A 23,165-nucleotide genomic window follows, 5' to 3' on the forward strand; every position below is an offset into this window, starting at 1 on the left:
GCACGGCCCGAGCCGGAGGGTATGGAGTCGCAGCCGGAGTCGAAGGGCGCGGATGCGCAGGCGCTGCCGGAGTCGGCGAGGGTTCCGGCCGGCTGGCTGCCCGACGGCGCGGAGGCGCTGTTCGGCGAAGGCGCACGTGCGGAGGAGTCGTACGGCCTGCTGACCGTCGACGTGCCCCCCGGATCGTGGATCTCCGCGCTCGAAACCGCTCGGGACGGGCTCGGCTGCCGCTTCTTCGACTGGCTGAGCGCGGTGGACGAGCCGGGCACCGGCTTCCGGGTGTACGCCCATGTGGTGGCCCTGCCGGGGGGCTCGGGGCCGGAGCCGCGGGACCGGGGACCGGACGCGGCCGACGAAGCGCGAACGGAGAGCGCGGAGGAAGCGCGATCGGAAGGGCGAACGGAAGCGCCGGAGGCGGGACTTGACGAGCGGGGGCCGGCGGGGCCTCCGTCGGGCGGGGCCGTGCGCCGGTTGCTGCTGCGTACGACCGTGCCGCACGAGGCGCCCGTACTGCCGACCGCGACCGCCGTCTTCGCGGGTGCCGCCTGGCACGAGCGCGAGACCCACGAGATGTTCGGCGTCGACTTCAGCGGCCATCCCGGGCTGACTCCGCTGCTGCTGCCCGACTCCTTCGAAGGGCACCCGCTGCGCAAGGACTTCGTACTGGCCGCACGCGTGGCCAAGGCGTGGCCCGGAGCCGTAGAGCCAGGCGAGTCCTCCCACGGCGCACCGAAACGCAGGCAGATGCTGCCCCCGGGCGTACCGGACCCCAACGAATGGGGGCCGCTCAAGGGGCAGTTGCCGCCCGTACCGTCACGGCCCGCACGCGGACGCGCGGGCCGCGCGGGTGCGGCGGAGCGCCCCGCACGGCGCGCACGCTCGGCGAGCGCGGGCTCGGCCAGCCAGCGCGGAGACGCGGAGGCGGCGGAACAGCGACCCGGAGGGGAGCGTGCAGCGGAACGCGAACGGGAGCGGGAGCAGTCTCCCCAGACTCCTGAGCAACCCCCGGGACAGGAGCGGACGGCGCCCGGCGGTGGTGCCGGTCGGCGCAGGCCGTCCGATGCGCCCTGGCACGACGGCGGCGAGCGTTCCGGCAACACCGGTTCCGGCAACCCCGAATCCGGCAAGGGTGGTTCCGGCGAGGGCGTTTCGGAAGAGTCCGGCTCCCGCACCACCGATTCCGGTCGTGGCGGCGCGGGCGGCGAAGGCTCCGACCCCGGTGCGGAAGGCTCCGACTCCGGTGGCGAGGGCTCCGACTCCGGTGGCGAGGGCTCCGACTCCGGTGGCGAGGGCTCCGGTCCGCGACCGCCGAAGGGAGGCGCCTGATGGATGTGGTCGACGTCCTCTGGCGGCTGCTCGCCGTACTGCTGGCGTTTCTGCTGCTGCCGCTGATCGTCGGACAGGCCGAGCACAAGGCGATGGCGCACATGCAGGGCCGCGTCGGGCCCATGTACGCGGGCGGCTTCCACGGCTGGGCCCAACTCGTCGCCGACGGGGTGAAGTTCGCGCAGAAGGAGGACATCGTCCCCGATGGCGCCGACCGGCGGATCTTCCAACTGGCCCCCGCCGTCGCGCTGTTGCCGTACCTCGTGGTGCTGATCGCGATTCCCGTCGGGGACGGCGACGCGGTCGGCCAGGCCGTCGACGCGGGCGTCTTCTTCGTACTCGCCGTGATGGGCGTCGGCGTACTGGGCTCGCTCATGGGCGGCTGGGCCTCCGCGAACAAGTTCTCGCTGCTGGGCGGACTTCGTACGGCGGCCCAACTGCTCGCGTACGAACTGCCGATGCTGCTCGCCGCCGCCTCCGTCGCGATGGCCGCGGGCACGCTGTCCCTCACCGGCATCCTCGACGCCTGGCAGTGGTGGTGGCTGCCGTGGCAGGTCGCCGGCGGGCTCGTCTTCTTCACGGCAGGGCTGGCCGAGTTGCAGCGTCCGCCGTTCGACGCCCCGGTCGCCGACTCGGAGATCATCTTCGGCGCGTACACCGAGTACACGGGGCTGCGCTTCGCGCTCTTCCTGCTCGCCGAGTACGCGGGCATCGTCGTGCTCTCCGCGCTGACGGCCGTGCTCTTCCTCGGCGGCTGGCACGGACCCGCCTCCGACTCGATCGGCTGGGTGTGGACGCTGCTGAAGACCGCCGTCCTCGCCTTCGTCGTCATCTGGCTGCGGGTGAGCTATCCGCGGCTGCGTGAGGACCAGATCCAGCGGGTGGCCTGGACCGTGCTCGTGCCGCTCGCCCTTCTCCAGATCGCCCTCACCGGCGTCGTCAAGGTGGTGATCCAGTAATGCCCGTGCCCGGCTCGGGACTGGCGAAGGGCCTCGCCGTCACCCTTCGTACGATGACGCGCCGCTCGGTCACCGCGCACTATCCCGACGCGGCGCCCCAACTGCCGCCACGCAGCCGCGGAGTGATCGGCCTCTTCGAGGAGAACTGCACCGTCTGCATGCTCTGCGCCCGCGAGTGTCCCGACTGGTGCATCTACATCGACTCGCACAAGGAGACGATGCCCGCCGCCGCACCCGGAGGACGCGAGCGCAGCCGCAACGTGCTCGACCGCTTCGCCATCGACTTCGCGCTGTGCATGTACTGCGGCATCTGCATCGACGTGTGCCCCTTCGACGCGCTGTTCTGGTCACCGGAGTTCGAGTACGCCGAGACCGACATCCGCGAACTCACCCATGAACGGGACAAGCTCCGGGAGTGGATGTGGACGGTGCCCGAGCCGCCGCCGCTCGATCCGGCGGCCGAGGAGCCGAAGGAGATCGGCGCCGCGCGTAAGACGGCGGACAAACTCGCGGCACGGCAGGCGGAGTCGGCACCCGAGGGTCCGACCGCACCCGAGGGTCCGACCGCACCCGGAGGCCCGGCGGGAGCCGAGCAGGCGCCGGATCACGCACCGGAGGCGAGGGAGCAGGCGCCCGAACAGACGCAGGAGCCCCGGCGCCCCGGCGGCGAGCAGGAGGGCGATTCGTGAACGCAGCCGTATCCGCCGCCACTTCGCTCACCGCATCCACATCCCCTTCCGCCCTGACCGCCGACGCCTCCGCCGCGACCGCAACGGCCGCCGCCCACCCCGGCTTCCTCTCACCCACCGGCGTCGAGATCGTCTTCGTACTGGTCGGGCTGGCCACCTTCGGCGCCGCGCTCGTCACCGTCACCACCCGGCAACTCGTGCACGCCGCGCTGTGGCTGGTGGCTGCGCTCGGCGGGGTGGCAGTCGAATATCTGCTTCTCACCGCCGAGTTCATCGCGTGGGTCCAGGTACTGATCTACGTCGGTTCGGTCGTCGTGCTCCTGCTGTTCGGGCTGATGCTCACGAAGGCGCCCATAGGGCCCTCACCCGACGCCGACTCCGGCAACAGATGGCTCGCACTCGCCGTCGCCCTCGTATCAGCGGCCACTCTCGTCACTCTCGTCGTCGACGCGTTCCGTACGACCTGGATCGATCTGCGCACGTCGGCGGAGGGTTCCACCCGGGTCACCGGTGAAGCGCTCTTCCGAGGCTGGGTACTTCCCTTCGAAGCCTTGTCCGTACTGCTGCTCGCGGCGCTCGTCGGTGCCATAGTCCTCTCCCGGAAGGCGGCACCGGAGAAGAAGCAGGAGGGGCAGCGCTGATGCACATCGCCTACCCGGCCGTACTCGCAGCCCTGCTCTTCTCCACCGGTCTCTACGGCGTACTCGCCCGCCGCAACGCCATCCTCATGCTGATGTCGGTCGAGTTGATGCTCAACGCCGTCAATCTCAACCTCGTCGCCTTCGACGCCTGGCTCCGCGAGGAACTGCACACGGGCCAGGCCCTCGCGCTGTTCACCATCGCCATCGCCGCCGCCGAGATCGGCATCGGCCTCGCCATCGTGCTGCTCGTGTACCGCACCCGGGGCAGCTCCGACATCGACCGGCTGAGAGACCTGCGCGAGGGCGGCCCGGGCGACCCCGGCGGAGACGCGACCGACGGCCCCGGGCCGGACGGCCCGCACACCGGCACCGGTACCGGCACCGACAGCGGACCTGACTCCGGTACGGACACCACCGGCACCGGCACAACCCCGTCCGGCAGCACAGCAGGCAGAGCAACAGGCGTCGCAGGCACGGCAGACAGAGCAACGGACAGCGCAACAGGCGATCCGACAGGCAAGACGGCTACCACCACCGGCAGCGGGAGGCAGAAAGCGTGAGCACCACGACCCTGGCCGCCCTCGTCCCCCTGCTGCCGTTCCTCGGCGCCGTCGCCGGCCTGCTCACCGGTCGCCGCGCGCCCGGCTTCGCGCAGCCGCTCGCCGTACTGCCGACGCTGCTCTCCACGGCGTTCGCGGTCACCGTCGCCGTACGACAGGGCGGCGGCGAGCCCATCAAGGCGGCGACCGAGCTGACGCCGACGGGCGACGCCGCGCTGCCGATCCAACTCGCCCTGCAACTCGACGGGTTCGCCGTACTCGTCGCCGTGCTCGTCGGTGTCGTCGCCTCCTGCGTGCAGCTCTACTCCACCGGCTATCTGCGCGACGACCCCCGCTACGCCAGCTACGCCGCCTTCGTCTCCCTCTTCACCGCCGCGATGCTGCTCGTCGTCTACGCGGACGACCTGATCGTGCTGCTCGTCGGCTGGGAAGTCATGGGCATCTGCTCGTACTTCCTCGTCGGTCACTACTGGGAGACCCAGGCCGCGCGGGCCGCGTCCATCAAGGCGTTCCTGGTCACCAAGCTCGGCGATGTCCCCTTCCTCATCGGCATCCTCGTACTCGCCACCGACGCCGGTACCTTCCGCATCAGCGGCATCACCTCCAAACTCACCTCCCAGCTCGCCCAGTTCGAGCTGACGCACCCCACCGTCGTCGCGCTGCTGCTGCTCGCGGGCATCGCGGGCAAGTCCGCTCAGTTCCCGCTGAACACATGGCTGCCCGACGCCATGGCCGGCCCGACGCCCGTCTCCGCGCTGATCCACGCCGCCACGATGGTCGCCGCCGGCGTGTACGTCGTCGCCAGGCTGCTGCCGGTCTTCGAAGCATCCACCGCAGCGCTCGTCGTACTCGCCGCCATGGCCGCCGTGACGATCGTCGGTTCTGCGCTGGCCGCGCTCGCCCAGGACGACGTCAAACGCGTCCTCGCCTACTCGACGATCGGCCAACTCGCCTATATGGCCGGTGCGTTGGCCGTCGCCGACCGCAGTGCCGCCGTCTTCCACCTCCTCACTCACGGTGCGTTCAAGGCGCTGCTCTTCCTCGCCGCGGGCGTCGTCATCCACGCCGCCGGCACGAACTCGCTCGCCGCCATGTCCCGTATGGGCGGCCTCACCAAGATCGCCCCGGACGCGTACTGGACGATGACGATCGGGCTGCTCGCGCTCGCCGCCCTGCCTCCCTTCAGCGGCTTCTTCTCCAAGGAAGCCGTCTTCGCCGCCGCCGAGCACGCCGCGTTCGGCGGCGCCCACGCCGAGGGCGTCCCCACGGCGGCCGGGTGGATCGTGCTCATCTCCGGCATGCTCGGCGCGCTGCTCACGGCCGCGTACGCCACACGGCTGTGGCTGCTCGCCTTCCGGGGCGAGGGCCCGCGCGCCTCCTCCGAAGAGCACGGACGTGAACCCGCCGTCATGAACGTCGTGTTGTGGCTGCTGGCCATCCCCTCCCTCGCGCTCGGACTCGCCGCCGGTGTGCTGCCGGGCTGGTTCGACAGCGGCTCCCTCGCCCCCTCACTCGCGACATCCGTACCGGCCACGGGCGTCGCCGCCGTCGGTGTCCTCGTCACATACGGCGCCTGGCGGCACACCACCTCCCTCGCCGCGTCCCGCGCCCCACTGGGTGCCGTAGCCGCACACCCGCAGGGTGACCCGGCCCTGTCGGAGGCCGAGGCCATCGCCACCCATGAGCCCGCCTACGGGGACATCGCCTCCGCCCCCGACCCGGCAGACCCCGGAAGGCTGCTGCTCGGCCCCCTCCACCAGGCAGCGGCACACGGCTTCCATCTGGACGCCGCCTACCGGGCGTTGTTCGTACGCCCGGCAGAGGCCGCAGCCCGGCTCGTCCGCTTCCTCGACCGCGAGGTCGTCGACACCTGGGTGCGTGCCGCCGCCCTCGGACCCGGCCTGCTGGGCACGCTCGTACGCCGCACCCAGACCGGCAACACGCAGACCTACCTCGGCGCGCTCGTGGTGGGCTCGCTGCTGCTCACCGTGGCCGTCGTCCTGGTCGCCGGAAACGGAGGAGCCTGACCGTGATCCCCCTCGGCAACGCCGCCATGCAGGCGCTCCTCATCGCCGTACTCGTACTTCCACTGCTCGGCTCGGCCGCCGCGCTGCTGCCGGCACCGCCCGGGCTCAAGGGCCGCGACCCGGAACAGGCCGTGCTGCGGCACGGAGTAACCGTCACCGGCGCCGTGCTCGTCGCCTCCGTCGTACTCGCGCTCGGCTTCGACACCGCACGGCCCGGGACCATGCAGGCCGAGTCCGACGTCGAGTGGATTCCCTCCCTGGGCGTTCACCTCCATCTCGGGGTCGACGGCGTCTCGTTGCCACTGCTCGTACTGACCGCTCTGCTCACCTTCCTCTGCTCTCTGCACAGTTACGGGGCGCACCTCAAGGCAGCGCCCGCGAGCGGCGACAGCTCGAAGGAGGGCCGGGACCAGGACGGCGACCGCACCGAAGGCGCCGCCGCGGCCCGACTCCACGGCACACCCCAGGCGTTCGTCGCCCTGCTGCTCCTCCTGGAGGCCGGGACGCTGGCGACCTTCGCCACCCTCGACCTCCTGCTGTTCTTCCTCGCGTTCGAGACCGTGCTCGTCCCGATGTACTTCCTGATCGCCCGCTGGGGGGTGGCCGACCCCCGCGAACGGGCCGCAGCCGCCTGGAAGTTCATCCTCTACACGCTGCTCGGCTCCGTCGTGATGCTGCTCGGCCTCCTCCTCATCGGTCTCAAAAGCGGCACTTTCGACATCGTGGCACTCGCCACTGACAGTCACCCCGAGCTGAGCCGCACCACCCAGATACTCGCCGTCCTCGCCGTGGGCGCCGGGCTCGCGGTGAAGACCCCGATGTGGCCGCTGCACAGCTGGCTGCCCGACGCGCACACCGCCGCTCCGACCGTCGGCTCCGTACTCCTGGCAGGCGTTCTGCTGAAGATGGGCACCTACGGCTTCGTACGGATACTGCTGCCGGTCGCCCCCGAGGGGATGCACACCTTCGCCCCGTATCTCGCCGCCCTCGCCGTGACCGGGATCGTCTACGGATCGCTCGCCTGCCTCGCCCTCGCACGCCGGGGCGCCGGCGGCGACCTCAAGCGCCTCATCGCGTACTCCTCCGTCGGCCACATGGGCTTCGTGCTGCTCGGCATCGCGACCATGACCCCCACAGGCGTCAACGGCGCCCTCTTCGCGAACATCGCCCACGGTCTGATCACCGGCCTGCTCTTCTTCCTGGTCGGCGCCCTGAAGGAGCGCACGGGCAGCACGAGTCTCGACACACTTTCGGGGGAGACCGGCGGAGCGCTCTACGGCACCGCGCCCCGCTTCGGCGGGCTGATCGCCTTCGGCGCCGTCGCCTCGCTCGGACTGCCCGGACTCGCGGGTTTCTGGGGCGAGATGCTGACACTGCTCGGCGCGTACGACCCGGCCGGCGGCCTCAGCCGCCCCGCGTTCACCACGTACATGGCGATCGGCGGCCTCGGAACGCTGCTGACGGCCGCGTACATGCTCGTCGTCGTACGCCGTGTCTGCATGGGCGATCCCCTGGAGGAGCGCGGCGACGCACACCACCGCGAACGCTGGCAGCTCAAGGACCCCGACCCCGGCACCTCGCCCGAGCCGCAGGCCGCGGGCGCGCACCCGGCCCCGGCGACCGTGCGCCTGCCCGACCTGCGCGGCTACGAGTACGCGGCCTGGACGCCGCTGGTCGTCCTCACCGTCGCCGCCGGGCTGTGGCCCGCGCTGCTCCTCGGGCTCACCGACCCCGCGGTACAGAGCCTGCTGGGGGTCGCCCGATGACCGTCCTCGCCCAGGGCGCCGCGCACACTGCCCAGTTCGCGACCTCCGCGGAGCTCGCTGCCCCGGCGCAACTCGCGGAGTCCGCCGTCCAGTCCGTCGACTGGCTCGCGATCTCCCCGCCCACGATCGCCGCCGTGGCCGGACTCGCCGTACTCGTCGCCGACCTCTTCCTCTCCGAACGAGCCAAGCGGCTTCTCGGCCCCCTCTCCGCCGCCGCCCTGCTGCTGTCGGCCCTGCCCCTGCTCTTCCTCCGTACGAGGGACCTGGGGACGTTCTGCCTCCCCGACGAGGCGCAGACGTGCAGCTACTCCGCCGACACCCTCGCCCTCGTGCTCCAATTCCTCATCCTGGGCGCCGCGTTCGTCACCGCGCTGCTGTCGATGCCCGCGGTACGCGACCTGGGCCTGCCGCCCGGCGAGTACTGGTTCCTGCTGCTGTCCGCCACCGCCGGGGCCGCGCTCGTCCCCGCCTCACGCGATCTGGTCACCCTCGTCATCGCGCTGGAGACCGCGTCGCTGCCCGCCTTCGCGCTCGTGGGAATGCGGCGCGGAAGCCGCGGTTCCGCCGAGGCCGCGCTGAAGTTCTTCCTCTCCTCCGTCACCGCCACCGCCGTGACCCTCCTCGGCGCGAGCTTCCTCTACGCCGTAACGGGCACCCTCTACTTCCGCGGCATCAGCGAGGGCCTCACCCGAGCCGATCCGCAGCTCGACGCCCTCGGCAGCGCCGGGCTCGCCCTCACACTCGTGGGCTTCGCCTTCAAGGCGTCGGTCGTCCCGTTCCACTTCTGGGTCCCCGACACCTATGTGGGCGCCCCCGTGCCCGTCGCCGCCTTCCTCTCGGTGGTCGGCAAGAGCGCGGGCATCTCCGGCCTCATCCTCCTTCTCGTCCAGGCGTTCTCCTCCCGTGCGGAACTCTGGGGCCCCGCGCTGGGAGTGCTCGCCGCCGTCACCATGACCGCGGGCAACGCCGCCGCCCTGCGCCAGCGCACCGACCGTGCGCACAGCGCCGTACGCCTGCTGGCCTGGTCCTCCGTCGGCCAGGCTGGATATCTCCTGGTGCCGCTGGCCGCCGCCGCTGCGGACGCCGGGGGTACGGAACCCTCCGGCCCGGCGCTCTCCACGGTCGGCGCCACCGTCGCGTATCTGCTGATGTACGCCGCCGTGAACCTCGGCGCGTTCGCCGTCGTCGCCCACATCGCCCGCACCAGCGGCCCCAACCGCCTCGCCGACTACCGCGGCCTCTACGCCTCCCACCCCCTCGCCGCCCTGGCGCTCGCCTTCTTCCTGCTCTGCCTCGCGGGTCTGCCGCCCGGTGTCATCGGCCTCTTCGCCAAGGTCGCGATCTTCTCCACCGCCGTGGGCAGCGGCCTGGGCTGGCTCGCCGTGATCATGGCCGTCAACGTGGTGCTCGCCCTCTTCTACTACCTGCGCTGGACGGCCCTGGTCTTCCGTACGGGTGCGACATCGGCGTCCGCCGCGTCCGCGACTCCCGTACCGGCTGCCGAACCGGTGCCCGACGGCGCACGCCGGGGTCCGCGCATGGCACCGCCGCTGGCCGTCGGCATCGCCCTCACCGCGGCAGCGGGCATCGCGCTCTCCGTCGACCCGGACCTGGTGCTCACGTTCACGTCGGGCGGCCTGCGCTAGGGCCCTCGTTCGTACGGAGCGGGCTACGGGAGACGGGCCTACGGGAGACCGGCCTACGGAAACGGCAACGGGACCGGACGGACCCGAACCGGGGACGGACCGGAACCGGCACGGCCCGGAAACGGAACCGGCACGGACACGGGCCCAACCGGAACGGCGATGGCAGGGCCGTAAGAGGCACGTCGTCCCAGGCAGGGAACTGTTGTCCGGCCCCCGGCGTTGACCAGGGCGGAGAGGTTCCAGCGAACCGTGGCAAGACCACGCGGCTCAGGGTTCCCCTGCTGCACCACTGGAGGGCGTACTGTGCACCGGCACAACGGGCTGAGGACAGCCCTGCTCCTCGGCGGGCTGTCGGCACTGATCATCGTCATCGGCAGCTTCTTCGGCCGCATGGGCCTCGTCGTCGCACTGCTCGTCGCTCTCGGCACCAACGGCTACGCGTACTGGCGCAGCGACAAGATCGCCCTCCGCGCGATGAGGGCCCGGCCCGTCAGCGAGTTCGAGGCCCCGGGGCTCTACCGGATGGTGCGTGAGCTGTCCACGGCCGCCCGGCAGCCCATGCCCCGCCTCTACATCTCGCCCACCCAGGCGCCGAACGCCTTCGCCACCGGCCGCAACCCCCGCAACGCCGCCGTCTGCTGCACCGACGGCATCCTCCGCCTGCTCGACGAACGCGAACTGCGCGGCGTCATCGGCCATGAACTCAGCCACGTCTACAACCGCGACATCCTCATCTCATCCGTCGCCGGCGCGCTGGCCTCCGTCGTGATGTTCCTCGTCAACTTCGCCTGGCTGATCCCCGTCGGACGCAGCGACGACGACGAGGGCCCGGGCCTCGTCGGCCTGCTGATGATCATGCTCTTGGGCCCGCTGGCGGCCTCCGTCATCCGGCTCGCCGTCTCACGCTCCCGCGAGTACGAGGCCGACGCCTCCGGCGCCCAACTCACCGGCGACCCGCTCGCCCTCGCCTCCGCCCTGCGCAAACTCGACGCCGGTACACGGCAGTTGCCGCTCCCGCCCGAGCCGAGGCTGGAGACGGCGAGCCATCTGATGATCGCGAACCCTTTCCGCCGCGGCGAGGGCATGACCCGGCTCTTCTCCACGCACCCGCCGATGGCCCAGCGGGTCGCACGCCTGGAACGCATGGCGGGCCGCCGTCCATGACGGCCGTGTCGCCGGCGCCCGTCCGTAACTGTGCCCCTGCAGCCGCACCGCGGCCCTGACCCCCCGTCCGCCCAACCCCCTTGTGCTGCAAGGGGTTTGCTGCTTGATTCGGAGAAATCGATTTCACGATTCGAGTAGGAGACTCGCCGTTGATCTCCAGACGCGGACTGCTGACCACTGCCGCCACCACGGCGGCCGCAGCGGGACTGGGCCTGTCGTTCCCGCCGTCCCGGGCCTCGGCGGCCGTCCCGCACGCCTGGGTGGGTGCGGGGGACTTCCTGCACGTCTACGACCCCGCACAGCCCGGCGGACCCGCCGAGTACATCAACGACCACTGCCTGATCAGGGCGAACGACGGCACCTGGCACCTGTTCGGCATCACCGGGGACATGGCACCGCCCGGCCAGGGTCCCGACAGCGGGGCTGAACACGATTTCGCGCACGCCACCGCCCCGTCCCTCACCGGCCCTTGGACACGTCAGGAGCACGCCCTGCACGTGGACCCCGACTACTACGGCGAGGAGCATCTGTGGGCGCCGCACGTCGTCGAACACGACGGCAAGTACCACATGTTCTACGCCGCCGGCGGCGCCGAGGGCGCGGCCGTCAACCTGGCCACCTCCACCGACCTGAAGACCTGGACCCGGCTGCCCTCGGGTCCGCTCTTCCGCGGCATCGTCGCTCGCGACCCCTTCGTCGTACGCGTGGGCGAGCGGTGGGTCATGTACTACTGCGAGCTGGCCGGACGGGGCGGCAACCACATCGTGGCCGCCCGCACCAGCACCGATCTCACCCGCTGGAGCGAGCCGTTCACGGTCTTCACCGACCCCGCCACGGAGGCCGACTCCGGACCCGTCACCGAGTCGCCTTACGTCGTACGGCGCGAGGGCTGGTGGTACCTGTTCATCGGTCCGCGCGGTGGCTACGAGGGCACCGACGTCTACGCGAGCACGGACCCGATGCGCTTCACCCCCGACGGCTACGCCGGGCACCTGCCCGCCCACGCCCCCGAGGTCATATCCGACGGCGGCCGCGAATGGGCCACGAACTGCGGCTGGTTCGAGCACGGGGTCCATCTCGCGCCCCTCAACTGGCGTACGGCGCCGCCGATTTGGCATACGCGCGACAATCCGGCCGTCGTTCTCGGCGCGGACGGCAGGCTCGCCGCCTTCGCCCTCGACCCGACGGGCGACGGCATGATCAGACGCGTACAGACCGATCCCGGCGGCGACGCCTGGGGCGACTGGGAGCCCTTCGCCCCGGCCTGCGCCACGACGCCCACCTTCGGCGTCGACGCGGACGGACAGCTTGAGGTCTTCGTCCTCGGCAAGGACGGTGCCGGAATCGCCCGCCGCGTACAGAAGAAGGACGGAAGCTGGGGCGAGTGGACGGAGTTCGCCGCCGCGGCCTGCGCCGCCCCCGCCGTGGCCCGCAACGGCGACGGCTGTCTCGAAGCCTTCGTCATCGGCCCCTCCCGCGAACTCGCCCACCGGCGGCAGACCTCTCCCGGAGGCGAGTGGAGCGGATGGCAGCGCTTCGGCACCGCGGCCGGGGGCCCTCCGGCAGTGTGCACCGACGCCGACGGCAGGCTGACCGTGCTCGCCGTCGGCCCCTCCCGTGAGCACATCGCCCGCCGCTTCCAGACCGTGCCCGGCGGCGGCTGGAGCGAGTGGGAGAGCGCCTTCGGACCCACGCCCTGCGGAGACGCGCCCACCGTCGCCCGCGACGTGACCGGCCGCCTGGAGGTCCAGGCGCTCGTGCCGTACGGAGGTGCGGTCGCCAGGCGCCGGCAGAACGCGCCCGGCGGCGAATGGGGCGACTGGGAGGGCGAGTTCCTCGGCTGGTCGAGCATGTCCCCGACGGTGATCGCCAACCGGGACGGCCGGTTGGAGAGCTTCGCCGTCTCGCCCGGCGGGGCCTTGACGACCCGGCGCTTCCAGACCTCCGCGAGCGGCGGCTGGAGCGCCCGCGAGGACTTCGGCGGCGGCCTCTGCACGGCGAATCCGAGCGCCGCTCGCGACGCGGCCGGGCGCATCCACCTCTTCGCCGTCGCTCCCGACGGGACGGTCTCCACCCGGGTGCAGACCGCGGCGAACGGCGAATGGGGCGACTGGCAGCCCTTCGGTACGGAGCGCATCGCCGCCCTGCCCGCCGGACAGGCAACGTAGCCGGGGGCCGGGCAGCGTGGCCGGGGGCCGGGCAATGTAGCCGGGGCCGGGGAGGCCCGCCCTGATCAGGGACCGCACCGAGCGGGCGCGAGCGTGTGCCGCCTCGGCCCGCACCGCCGCACCGCCGCACCGCCGCACCGTCGCACAGCCGCGCCGTCGCACCGCTCAGGTGAGGAGCCGCTCGGCCAGCGCCGTCACCGGCTCCTCCAACTCCCGCAGCCCGTCCAGGTCTTCCGTCGCCAGCCTGGCCGTGACGAGCTGCGCCGTCGCGGCCACCAGCGCCTCGCAGGCGAAGCGCTGATCATCCGAAGCGGCGCCGAAGATCTCGGCGATCGCGTCCGCGAACCGCTGCTGCTGATCGCTGCGGCGCCGCATCGCCTCGGGCCCCGCCGCGTACACCTCGATCAGGAAGACACGGGCGATGGCGGGCGACTCGGCGAGCGTGTGCAGATATACGCGCAGCAACTCGCGGAAACGTTCGAGCGGCGTACGCGTCTCGCGCCCGGTCGTGATGTCCAGCAGCCCGGAGAGGATCTCGACGCCCGCGTCCAGTGCCTGGATGAAGCAGTCCTGCTTGGAGGCGAACTGCTGGTAGAAGGTCTCGCGCGACACCCCGGCGCGGCGGATGACGTCGGTGACCGAGGTCCCGACGTAGCCCTTCTCCGTCATCTGCTCCGCCATGGCCGTGAGCATCCTGCTGCGCTGGGACGCGACGACCTGCTCGCGGCTGAGGTGGTGCCTGCCGCTGGGCAACGGCACGGGGCGGGGGGCGAGTGCTGTTGCGACGTGCCGGTGCCGGTCATCTCTCCTCCGCGCTTCGGCTCAGGATGCGGCGCTGCGGAACCCGATCGTGCGACGCCGCCGTCACCCGGGACGGGCCTGGCCGGACTCCGCCGTGCGTACTTCCGGCGCGGGGACGGTGCCGCCCCGGCGGTACGCACCGTCCCCGCGCCGAACGCGCTACGGATGGCGTCACCGATACGGTATGGCAAGGGGTTCCAGCTCGCCCCCCGGGTACGTCACCTTCGCCTCGTGCTCCAGACGGCGTCCCAGCAGGAACTTGCTCGCGTGTCTGCCGTCCACGCACACCTTCCACGTCTTCCGTACGCTCTCGCCCGCCGCGACGTCGGGCACCTCGCGGCGTGAGGTCTCCGTCACCCAGGGGACGCCGAGCGCGCCGACGACTCGCGAGGTGAAGACGACGGTGCCTTCCGTCACTTGCTCGCGGCCGGTGTTGTCGAAGGTCAGCGAGACCTTCTCGCACCAGGGCACGTCCGACGGCTCCCGCCTGGGGTCCGTGGCGGCAGGCATGCCGGGCCCCGGAGGCGCCGACGGTACGCCGGGCCCGCCTGCCCCTGGGCCGGACTCGCCGTTGTCCGGGGCCTGTTCGCCGTCGCCCGAGGGATGCCGGCCCTCGCCCGAACCGCGGGAACTCTTCCCTCCGCCCTTGCCGGTCCCTTCGTCCGCGTATTCGTCCTCGCCGTCACCGATGTCGGTGCTGTCGCCCGGCGCCCTCGCGCGGGTCGCGGTGTCGAGACCGTCGGCGGTCAGCTCGTCCGTCGTGACGAGTGCCTGCTCGGCCTTGACACGCGTCATGTAGACGAACGGCGGTACGACGGGCGGAGCAGGCAGGCTCTCGGGAGAGAAGCTCAGGCAGACCACGCCCTCCAGGCAGCCGGAGAACTTCCGCATGTACAGCTTCACGTTCCCGCGCAGCTCCAAGTCCTTTGCCGCGAAACGCTGTTGTGCCATCCCGGGCTCGCGGGTCCACAGCCGGTAGCGGGTCAGCGAGGCCGCCTTCATCCGCAGCACGATGACCTTCAGCGGGCCTTCGCCGTGCGGACCTCCTCCGTACCGGCGAAGGTGAAGCCCTCAGGGGTGAACCGCGAAGTGGTGATGGTGGCCGGGGTGTTCGCCGCCGGGGGCGGTCCCGCGTCGCCCGCGGTGGCGGCAACGGCGTGCGCCTCGGGGGCGGCTGGTCCCGCGAAGGCGCCGAGGAAGGAGAGCGGCAGTGCGACGGCGAGGGCACGCCGTGCTGAACGAAACCGCGCCGCTGCGGACCGTGCCGACGGCCCGTCTCCCGGCCCTCCGTCACCCTCCACCCGGGCGGCCCCGCCGTCCGTACCGGTGCCCGAGTCGGCATCCGTATCGGCGCCCGCGCCCGCGTCCCGCGAACACCCCGTGTCCGACGCGTACTTGCGCGCCGCGTCCGGCCCGGGCGTCCAGCCGAAGCCCATCGCGCTGCCCGCGATGCCCAGCGCCGTACCCAGCACGAAGCCTCCGAGGTTCGTCGCAGCGAACGACAGTACGGACAGCAGCAGAGCATTCAGGCTCACGTACGCCCGCGCATGCGGAGCAGCCCACAGGAAGCCCCCGGCCAGGATGAGCGCGAGCCCGATCGCCATCGCCGCGATCCCGCCGACGCCCAGGCTGACCAGCACACCGAACGGGGAGAGCGGCACGGCGATCAGCTCCGCTCCGGAGGCCATCAGCAGCAGACCGGCCCAGAACGGCCGCCGTCGCCGCCAGTTGCGGGCTGCGGCACGCGACCCGGGCCAGGGCAGACGGTCGTCGAGCCAGGCGCCCAGAGGTGCCCGGCCTCCGTCGCCGCGGTTGCGCGGGCGGCTCAGTAGCATTCCCTGCCGTCCAGACCGAGGTTGATCTTCATGCCCTTGAGTTTGAAGTCGCCGCCGGTAGCGGTCCACGCGCGTGACTTCACACCGGAGACCTCCACGTCCCGTACCTGAAGCCCGAACCCTCCGGCCTTGCCGTGAACGCCCGGCACGGAGTCCAGCGAAGAGGCGTCCCGCCCTATCTGGGCGCTGCCGAAGCGCGAGTCACCGGTCAACTCGTCCCCGTCGATGACGAGTCGGCTCGCTGTCACCGGGCCCGCGTCCCCGCCCGCCTGAAGCCTGAAGACCACGGGACCCAAGGGGGTCTTGACGCGTGTGGACTGACAGATGGTCGACAGCGTCACGTCGTTCATGGCGAGCAGGGACACGGGATGCCGCTTGCCGTCGACGGAGCGGTCCACGTCGATGTACGAGGCCAGCCCCCTGCTCCTCAACTCCCCCGAACTCACCTTGAAGTCGGTGCCGGAGACGGCGAAGGTCGCCGCCATCGCCCCCTGAGCCATCATCACCGCCATGGCGCCGACGGCCAGGACGCCCGGCACCGCCACCGCCGCCGACTTCCGCCACGACGTCCGCCCCGGCGGCCTGCCGCGGCCCGGCGTTCCTCCGTTGTCCTCGCTCGTGTCGTCTTCGATCGTGTGGTCTTCGCTCGTGTGGTCCTCGCTCACTTCTGCCTCCCGTCGCGCTGCTGGTCGTGCAGTCCGGTGGTGCGGGTGGTCGTGACAAGTGCCCTCGCGGGCGCTCGCCGTCCGGCGGCCGAGCGCGAACTCCCCACGCGCCGCCTGCCGTTCACTTGCCGCGTGCCGTTCGCACGTCGGCGTACCGGCCCCGCGGAGCCGGCCTGGCTCGCCCGTAAGCACGCGAACGCTAACAGTGAGGAACAGTCGTGTACATGGAGTACGGCTCTATTCGCGTAAGCGCTGTGTGCTGCGTAAATGGCACGACCAATGGCACTCGGTGCTCAGGGCGACGCCCTTCGTAACTTTCATGTACACGAGTGTTCGCCAGTGCTAGCGTCCCGCCATGCGAAGGTCCGGGCTCCGAAGCGTCTACGGCCGCCGCCTGTTCATCACGGGAGCCGCCGGCGGCATCGGACGCGCCACCGCACTGCGCGCGGCCGCGGAAGGCGCCGAACTGTTCCTCACCGACATCGATCAGGCAGGGCTGGACGCCACCGCCGAGGAGATACGCACGCGCGGCGGCGCCGTCCGCCATGCCGAGGCAGCCGACATCACCGATCACCCGGCCGTCCGCGCCATGGCCGAGCGCGTCCACGCCCGGTCCGGCCCCATGGACGTGGTGATGAACGTCGCCGGCGTCTCCGCCTGGGGCACCGTGCAGTCGCTGGAGCACCGCCACTGGCGCTCGATGGTGGAGGTCAACCTGATGGGACCGATCCACGTCATCGAGTCCTTCCTCCCTCCCATGGTCGCGGCGGGCCGCGGCGGCCACCTCGTCAACGTCTCCTCGGCCGCCGGGCTGATCGGGCTCCCATGGCACGCGGCGTACAGCGCAGGCAAGTTCGGGCTCCGCGGCGTCTCCGAGGTGCTCCGCTTCGATCTGCGCCGGCACGGCATCGGCGTCAGCCTCGTATGCCCCGGAGCAGTACGTACGCCTCTGACCGACACGGTGGAGATCGCCGGCCTCGACAAGAACAGCCCCGCGTTCAAGCGGCTCCGCGACCGCTTCGCCGAACTCGCCGCCACCCCCGAGGCGGTGGCGGAGGCGATCCTGGACGGCGTACACAAGAACCGCTACCTGGTGCACACTTCGGGCCTCATACGCGCCGTACACGCCGCCCAGCGCGTCCTGCCCCCGCTGTACGTACTCGCCATGCGAGCGCTGAACAGAGCCGCGGACAAGGCACTCGCACAGGTACCGCCGCCCGCGCCCGGACGAAGGAGCACCGAGTGAACGACGTGCGCCCCACGGACCCGGGCCACCCGTCCGACGAGCAGCGCCCGATGGGACCGCGGCACCCGGCGGACGGCGACGGCCCGCGCATCGCCCCCGGCGGCAGACGCGAAGTCGGCCTGCTCACCTGGCTGTTCAGCGGCGCCGCGGGTCTGCTGACGGGGACCAGGCCGCCCGCCCTGTTCCTCACCCTCGGCAAGCACCGGCGGCTGTTCCGCGGCTGGCTGATGTTCGCCGGGAGGCTGATGCCCGGGGGGCGCCTTCCGCGCCGTGAGACCGAGCTGGTGATCCTGCGCGTCGCCCAACTGTGCGACTGTGCTTACGAGTTCGAGCACCACCGTCTGCTCGCACGCCGGGCGCGGGTCGGCCCCCGCGACGTCGCACGCGTCGTACGCGGCCCGGACGCCGAGGGATGGTCACCGCGCGAACGCGCCCTGCTGACCGCCGTCGACGCGCTGCACCACGCACGCGACCTCGACGACGAGACCTGGCAGCGGCTGCGCGATCACCTGGACGAGCCTTCCGCGATCGAATTCCTGCTGCTCGTCGGACACTACGAAATGCTGGCCACGGCTATCGGCACGCTCCGCCTGACGCCCGACCCGCCACGACGCGGCATCGCGGGCCGCAGCCGCGCGAAACCCTGAGCGCAGGGGACACCGCCCGCCTTCTCGGCAGGAGACCGCCGACCGCTCCCAGCTCCCCCTTGCTCCCCGTGACCCGAAGGGGAGAACACAACGAGGGCTGCTGTTCGGCAGCCCTCGGTGATGTGTTCCCGACGCGCCCCGCGAGGCACGCTCAACCCCCGTCGGCGCGACTACGTCCGTGCAGATCAGAGCGGTCGCTCACCGGTAGTTGACGAACTGGAGCGGGAAGTCGAAGTCCTTCCCCTTCAACAGCGCGATGATCTCCTGGAGATGATCGCGGCTCTTGGAAGAGACACGCAGCTCGTCGCCCTGCACCTGGGCCTTGACGCCCTTGGGGCCCTCGTCGCGGATGACCTTCGCGATCTTCTTGGCCTCGTCCTGGGCGATGCCCTCCTTCAGGGAAGCGAAGATCTTGTACTCCTTGCCGGACGACTGAGGTTCGCCGGCGTCCAGCGCCTTGAGGGAGATGCCGCGCTTGATCAACTTGGACTGGAGGATGTCGAGCACGGCCTTCACCCGCTCCTCGGCGTTGGCACGCATCTCGATCTTGTCGCCCGACCATGCGACCGAGGCGTCCACGCCACGGAAGTCGTAGCGCTGCGAGATCTCCTTGGAGGCCTGGTTGATGGCGTTGTCGACCTCCTGCCGCTCGACCTTCGAGACGATGTCGAAACTGGAGTCGGCCATGGTGAGTTGGCTCCTCGTAATAGATCCGTCAGAGAGGCGGCCCACGACGCGGACCGCCGGGTCAGCCTAGCCACAGACCAGCCCCCGCACCCCTGATCAACCGGGTGGCGGAGCACCCCCGGTCATCGGGTATGGTTTACGTCGTTGCCAAGGCGGACCGCCCACGAGGCGGGCCCGGCAGCAATCCCAGGCGGTGTGCCCGAGCGGCCAAAGGGAGCAGACTGTAAATCTGCCGGCTCAGCCTTCCTAGGTTCGAATCCTAGCGCCGCCACAGGAGTGGAACCCCTTCCTGACCTGCTGTGAAGCAGAGTCGGAAGGGGTTTTCTCGTGTTCGACAGCGGGTGTGATCGTGGGGGCGAAAAGCGCACTTTGTCTCACCTCGTCTCACGCTGATCCCAGTCCTGACCAGTGTGTGTCCCCCCAGCCGTCCCCCGGGGAACGGCTACTCGGGCTCACCCCACTCGCGCATCGCGGCATCGATACGTCGGTTGGCGATCTCTCGCGTCTGCGCCAGCACCTTGGCGTACACCCGATGGAGCACCGCGATGCTGTGCCCCGCCCGGCGCGCGACCTCCATCGCGTCCACACCCGAGCTGAGCCAGAACGACACGCCAGCGTGACGGAGGTCGTACGGGCGGCGGGCAAGTAGAGACGCAGCCTCTTCGTCGGTGAGCGCCTTCTCTCGGGCCCGTGCCCACACCTCGCCGTAGCCGGTCTCCTGAAGGACTCCGCCGCGGCTCGTACGGAAGAGCCGGCCATCCGGAGCGGTCCCGAATTTGTCCAGATGCGCCCGAAGCGTCCGAACGAAGTGGGGCGGGATCGGCACGAGACGTGAATCCTTCGCCGCGCGGGCCTTCAGCCCCCTCTGTTCGTGCGCGCGACCGTCGTCGGTCCACCCCCGGCCGGCTCGGACGACACCGTGCCGGAGCGTGAGCGTCCCCCAGCCGGACTCGGGGAGGTGGCACTGCGCACGCTTCAGAGCCGCGGCTTCAGCCGGCCGCATCGCGGCGTGGTAGAGGCAGCCGAAGAAGGCGGCCAAGTGCTCGCCACGCGGGCCTTGTTCGCGTACGCCTGAGATGAGGGTTCGTACCTGGCGGGGGTTTGCGACGCTCTCGGGGTCGACCTCCTGAACGGATTTGGGGGCGACCCACTGCACGGCTTTGAGGGGGTTCACGGGAACCGTGAAGTACTTCTTCTCGACCGCGAGTCCCAGCACGTCGCTGAGGCAGGCTCGCTTGCGCTGAGCCGTACGAGCCGCAGCAGGCGTGCCGTCGAGCTTCAAAGCCAGCGCGTCCAGCGCGAGACGGACGACCTCGGTGTCTTCGAGGCGCGCGACCGGCAGGGAATGCTTCGTGATCCAGCTCAGCGCCTTTTCGATCTCGGGAGGTGGCTCTTCCTTCCACGTCCCGGCGCTCAGTTCGCCGTCCCAGCGGTTCTTGTTGTACGCCCAGCCGTACAGGGCACGGCGGAGAACCCTGGTGTCCGGCCGTCCTGCTTGGGTCCTCACCAGGGCCGGTGTGATGGTGGCGAGCGCGTCAGCGAAGTTCTTCCGTGACTTCGCCGGAGCGCTGTCCCACTTCCGGTCGATGAAGGCCCGAGTGTGCTCATACCAGGTGATGGAGTTCTTCCGGGCACGCAGCTCGGATACTGGCAGCCCCGACTCCTCATCGAACTGCTCGCCGAGCCGGAGAGCGGACATCAACTCGGCTCGCCTGCCGTCTGCTTGCGGCTTGAGCTTGTAGCTCTTCGAGTGCTTCCGCTGACCCACAAGCCATCGGAGCCGGTATGGCTTGGGACGGTCACGGCGCAGCTCGATCCCGTAGATCCGTACGTCGTACGTGAGCATGTCTCTCCAAGAGGAGAGGACCCGTCCAGGGGACGGGTCCTCTCGGTCGTGTTGGGGGCTGTCTAGGCGGCTTGCTCTTCGCAGGTCGCCCACCAGGCGTCGAGATCGCTGCGACGGCAGCGGATTTGACCATTGGGGAGCTTGATGAGCTTGGGTGCCTTGCCGCGGGCGCGCATGCGGTAGAAGGCAGCGCGGCTCATGTCGATCTCTTCGAGGACTTCCGAGAGCTTGAGCATCTTGGGCTGTGCCATTGCGGGAACTCCTTGTTCTACCGGCAGTTGGGGCAGCGGGGGTTGCCGTAGCGGCCGTAGCGGACGGTTGGGGCCTGGCACTGGACGCAGGGGCCGACGTTGGGCCCGGTGATGCCTGTGCTGGGAGCCGTGTCGGTTGGCTCGTCATGTTGGGCTCGCAGTGCTGTGAGTCGCGGCTCATCGCGGCTCAGAGCCTCAGAATCGGGGTTGAGCCGCGATGAGCCGCGACTCAGACGATTGCGGGGCTGACTTGAGAGAGTGAGTCCCGCGTAGGTCGCGACCTGACGGCCGTCTTCGCCACGCGGCTTCGTACGCCGCAACTGCGGGAGGACGGATTGGAGGTTGCGGCCCAGGATCTGCTTGGTGCCGGCGCGAATTCCGGAGTCCTCGGCCCACTCCCGCCAGGCGTCCCAGACTTCGTCCACGGGCGCGTGGCACGTGGGTCCGGTCTCGCAGCATTCGCGCACGAACGCGGAGACGGGGGATGCGGTGTCCTGCATGGTGGTGACCGCATCCCGGGAGGTGTCGGGCTGGGTGATGTGGCCCTTGGCCTCCAGGCGCGCGAGACCGTCCAGGGCCCAGTTGAGGATGCCGGGCATCTCCGCGGCGAGCTTGCCCGTCAGGCCGGTGTCCTCCCTGCCCAGCCACGACGTGGTCATGGAGAGGACGATGAAGCGCCGTGCGATGACTCCGGAGGAGTCGCCGAAGTTGGGCAGCTCGTTGGAGAGGATCATCAACCGGGTGGGGAGTTTTCCTACCCACGGGTCGCGGAACTTGCGGTCCACGTCGATGGTGTCCTCACCGGAGATGGTCAGCAGCCGCTCCACGACCTGGCCACTGTTGTTGCCGGACAGGCGGGCGTCGGAGATGACCGCGAGCGGTTTGCCCAGCAGCGACGACAGCCCGAAGTTCGAGCCCAGTCCGGCGAGGGTGGGGCCTGCCATGTTGCCGCGGCCGACCAGCTCGGCCAGCACACGCGCGATGGTGCCCTTTCCGGAGCGGGTGGGGCCGACGATGAGCATGACCTTCTGCTGGTCGGTTCGTCCGGACAGGACGTAGCCGAACCACTCCTGCAACGCTTCGATGGACTGCGGATCCTCGGGCCACAGTTGGTGCAGGAAGCGTTCCCAGGTCGGGGCTGTGGCGGTCGCGTTGTAGGTGTAGGGGACGGAGACGAGGTTGAAGAACTCCGGGCTCAGGGGCAGCAGTTCCCGGTCCCTCACGCGCAGCAGCCCGTTCTCACAGGCCACGATCGGGCTGTCGCCGTGCCTGTCGGGCTCGGTGAGCCAGGCGGGGGCGTCCACCTCGTGCGGCATGAGCGTGAGCGCCGAGAGGGCATCGAGCAGGTTGCCGATCTTCTGCTTCGTTGGGGCCCAGTCGCTGAGGATGGGCAGCCCGTCTTTCTCGCCGGAGACGTAGACGCAGTGCTCCAGTCGCTTGTACAGCTCCGCTCGTACCTGCTGGTCGTCCAGCTCTGTCCAGCGCGTGCGGTTCCAGTGCATCCACGAGCCGCGCCAGCGGCGGCGCAGCATGTCCCCGTCCGGGGAGGCCCAGTCGGCCGCAACGTACCGGGCGACGGCCATCGGATTAGACGGTGCCGGGATCTCCTCCGTAGCTGCGAGGGTCATGCGGCGTTCCTCCTCTCCGGGGCGTCGAAGTCGCGGTAGGGCAGGTCGACTTGCTCGCCGTCGATGCAGTGGCGCCACCAGCCGGGCCGCCCGGGAAGACGGACGGGCCAGCCGGGGGTAGCGGTCACAGGGTGCGGCGGGCGCAGCTTGCGACGCTGAACGAGTTCGGAATGAGTGGGTGTGGAAGCCAGGGCCCGGCCGAGGCGGGCGGCAGTGTGGTCGGCGTCGGCGGTCACCTCGCGGAAGTAGGCGATCGGATCGGCGTCGAGGAGCGCGTCAAGGCGGGCCTGTTCCGTCGCGTGCCGGCGCCACAGTTCGGCGGCCGTGATGACGGCCGCGGACCGGCGTGGGTCACGGACGGTCAGACGAGCCCACTCCGGGGTGCCGTACTCCGGGAGTGCGATGCCCTCGGGGGCACCGTCCAGCAGGTTCGTCACCGTGTTCTCCGCCCACACCGCGGCGACCTGAGCCGCGTGCTCGGTCTCGCTGCTCATGCAGGCACCCCCGCAGGGGATCGCCGGATGTCGGTGGGTTGGGTCATGCTGGATGCCTCCAAGTTCGCTGCATGCGTGCTGGGAGAGCGGCGGCCCCCGGTTCTTGGCGGAAGGGGGGC

At 70.7% G+C, this 23,165-nt stretch carries 20 protein-coding genes, 1 tRNA gene and 1 pseudogene; 13 read left to right on the top strand and 9 right to left on the bottom strand.

All coding sequences use genetic code 11. From position 1 onward, the window contains the following. Positions 1 to 21: 21 nt before the first annotated feature. The 10 genes and pseudogenes from MMA15_RS16865 to MMA15_RS16910 all read left to right on the top strand — a co-directional run bounded on the left by MMA15_RS16865 (position 22) and on the right by MMA15_RS16910 (position 12,946). Positions 22 to 1,326: an NADH-quinone oxidoreductase subunit C gene (locus MMA15_RS16865; protein WP_241063246.1), complete on the top strand. Its 1,305-nt coding sequence runs from the start codon at positions 22 to 24 to the stop codon at positions 1,324 to 1,326. Next, positions 1,323 to 2,285 (top strand): complex I subunit 1/NuoH family protein, encoded by a 963-nt coding sequence (locus MMA15_RS16870; RefSeq protein WP_241063247.1) that lies wholly within the window; start codon positions 1,323 to 1,325, stop codon positions 2,283 to 2,285. Before MMA15_RS16865 ends, MMA15_RS16870 begins: the two co-directional genes overlap by 4 nt. Further along, a complete protein-coding gene (locus MMA15_RS16875; protein ID WP_241060744.1) occupies positions 2,285 to 2,974 on the top strand; it encodes a 4Fe-4S binding protein in 690 nt (229 codons plus the stop codon). Before MMA15_RS16870 ends, MMA15_RS16875 begins: the two co-directional genes overlap by 1 nt. 53 nt (positions 2,975 to 3,027) lie before the next feature. After that, positions 3,028 to 3,615 (top strand): NADH-quinone oxidoreductase subunit J family protein, encoded by a 588-nt coding sequence (locus MMA15_RS16880; RefSeq protein ID WP_241063248.1) that lies wholly within the window; start codon positions 3,028 to 3,030, stop codon positions 3,613 to 3,615. Further along, a pseudogene (gene nuoK, locus MMA15_RS16885) lies at positions 3,615 to 4,070 on the top strand (NADH-quinone oxidoreductase subunit NuoK); the annotation flags it as partial. The gene MMA15_RS16880 and the pseudogene nuoK, both read left to right, overlap by 1 nt. A 101-nt stretch (positions 4,071 to 4,171) precedes the next feature. Beyond that, the gene (locus MMA15_RS16890; protein ID WP_241060746.1) at positions 4,172 to 6,202 is read left to right on the top strand and encodes an NADH-quinone oxidoreductase subunit 5 family protein; all 2,031 of its coding nucleotides are present in this window, start codon (positions 4,172 to 4,174) and stop codon (positions 6,200 to 6,202) included. Next, entirely contained in the window at positions 6,199 to 7,968 is a 1,770-nt protein-coding gene (locus tag MMA15_RS16895) for a complex I subunit 4 family protein (RefSeq protein WP_372498350.1), read from the top strand. Before MMA15_RS16890 ends, MMA15_RS16895 begins: the two co-directional genes overlap by 4 nt. Continuing rightward, positions 7,965 to 9,614, top strand: coding sequence for an NADH-quinone oxidoreductase subunit N (locus MMA15_RS16900; protein ID WP_241060748.1), 1,650 nt, complete (start codon positions 7,965 to 7,967; stop codon positions 9,612 to 9,614). The genes MMA15_RS16895 and MMA15_RS16900 overlap by 4 nt, the downstream gene beginning before the upstream one ends. Positions 9,615 to 9,917: 303 nt before the next feature. Beyond that, on the top strand, positions 9,918 to 10,778 hold the full coding sequence (gene htpX / locus MMA15_RS16905; protein WP_241060750.1) for a zinc metalloprotease HtpX: 861 nt from the start codon (positions 9,918 to 9,920) through the stop codon (positions 10,776 to 10,778). A gap of 149 nt (positions 10,779 to 10,927) precedes the next feature. Next, entirely contained in the window at positions 10,928 to 12,946 is a 2,019-nt protein-coding gene (locus tag MMA15_RS16910; RefSeq protein ID WP_241060752.1) for a DUF8189 domain-containing protein, read from the top strand. A 165-nt stretch (positions 12,947 to 13,111) separates the two neighbouring features. Here MMA15_RS16910 and MMA15_RS16915 read toward each other — a convergent pair whose 3' ends face one another. The 4 genes from MMA15_RS16915 to MMA15_RS16930 all read right to left on the bottom strand — a co-directional run bounded on the left by MMA15_RS16915 (position 13,112) and on the right by MMA15_RS16930 (position 16,247). Beyond that, entirely contained in the window at positions 13,112 to 13,705 is a 594-nt protein-coding gene (locus MMA15_RS16915) for a TetR/AcrR family transcriptional regulator (RefSeq protein WP_241060754.1), read from the bottom strand. 213 nt (positions 13,706 to 13,918) lie between these two features. Next, the gene (locus MMA15_RS16920) at positions 13,919 to 14,758 is read right to left on the bottom strand and encodes a hypothetical protein (protein WP_241060756.1); all 840 of its coding nucleotides are present in this window, start codon (positions 14,756 to 14,758) and stop codon (positions 13,919 to 13,921) included. A gap of 8 nt (positions 14,759 to 14,766) precedes the next feature. Continuing rightward, a complete protein-coding gene (locus MMA15_RS16925; protein ID WP_241060758.1) occupies positions 14,767 to 15,582 on the bottom strand; it encodes a DUF6114 domain-containing protein in 816 nt (271 codons plus the stop codon). Then, positions 15,573 to 16,247, bottom strand: a complete 675-nt coding sequence (locus MMA15_RS16930; RefSeq protein WP_241060760.1) for a DUF6230 family protein — start codon at positions 16,245 to 16,247, stop codon at positions 15,573 to 15,575. The genes MMA15_RS16925 and MMA15_RS16930 overlap by 10 nt, the downstream gene beginning before the upstream one ends. Before the next feature lie 355 nt (positions 16,248 to 16,602). Here MMA15_RS16930 and MMA15_RS16935 point away from each other — a divergent pair, with 355 nt between their 5' ends. Further along, positions 16,603 to 17,493: an SDR family oxidoreductase gene (locus MMA15_RS16935; protein ID WP_241060762.1), complete on the top strand. Its 891-nt coding sequence runs from the start codon at positions 16,603 to 16,605 to the stop codon at positions 17,491 to 17,493. Beyond that, entirely contained in the window at positions 17,490 to 18,140 is a 651-nt protein-coding gene (locus MMA15_RS16940) for a carboxymuconolactone decarboxylase family protein (protein ID WP_241060764.1), read from the top strand. Before MMA15_RS16935 ends, MMA15_RS16940 begins: the two co-directional genes overlap by 4 nt. Positions 18,141 to 18,338: 198 nt before the next feature. Here MMA15_RS16940 and MMA15_RS16945 read toward each other — a convergent pair whose 3' ends face one another. Further along, positions 18,339 to 18,827 carry a YajQ family cyclic di-GMP-binding protein gene (locus MMA15_RS16945; RefSeq protein ID WP_241060766.1) on the bottom strand — a complete coding sequence of 163 codons (489 nt, stop codon included), beginning with the start codon at positions 18,825 to 18,827 and terminating at the stop codon, positions 18,339 to 18,341. Between the two features lie 189 nt (positions 18,828 to 19,016). On the opposite strand from MMA15_RS16945, the gene MMA15_RS16950 reads away from it, so the two are divergent. After that, a tRNA-Tyr gene (locus MMA15_RS16950) sits at positions 19,017 to 19,098 on the top strand. Positions 19,099 to 19,269: 171 nt separating this feature from the next. On the opposite strand, the gene MMA15_RS16955 is transcribed toward MMA15_RS16950, so the two are convergent. The 4 genes from MMA15_RS16955 to MMA15_RS16970 form a co-directional block, all read right to left on the bottom strand. Further along, on the bottom strand, positions 19,270 to 20,673 hold the full coding sequence (locus tag MMA15_RS16955; RefSeq protein ID WP_241060767.1) for a site-specific integrase: 1,404 nt from the start codon (positions 20,671 to 20,673) through the stop codon (positions 19,270 to 19,272). Positions 20,674 to 20,735: 62 nt separating this feature from the next. Then, a complete protein-coding gene (locus MMA15_RS16960; RefSeq protein WP_241060773.1) occupies positions 20,736 to 20,924 on the bottom strand; it encodes a helix-turn-helix transcriptional regulator in 189 nt (62 codons plus the stop codon). Positions 20,925 to 20,941: 17 nt separating this feature from the next. Next, positions 20,942 to 22,552, bottom strand: coding sequence for a DNA primase family protein (locus tag MMA15_RS16965; RefSeq protein ID WP_241060775.1), 1,611 nt, complete (start codon positions 22,550 to 22,552; stop codon positions 20,942 to 20,944). Continuing rightward, on the bottom strand, positions 22,549 to 23,046 hold the full coding sequence (locus MMA15_RS16970; protein ID WP_241060777.1) for a DUF2742 domain-containing protein: 498 nt from the start codon (positions 23,044 to 23,046) through the stop codon (positions 22,549 to 22,551). Before MMA15_RS16970 ends, MMA15_RS16965 begins: the two co-directional genes overlap by 4 nt. Positions 23,047 to 23,165: the final 119 nt, after the last annotated feature.

It is taken from the genome of Streptomyces marispadix (assembly GCF_022524345.1).
GTDB classification, from domain to species: domain Bacteria; phylum Actinomycetota; class Actinomycetes; order Streptomycetales; family Streptomycetaceae; genus Streptomyces; species Streptomyces marispadix.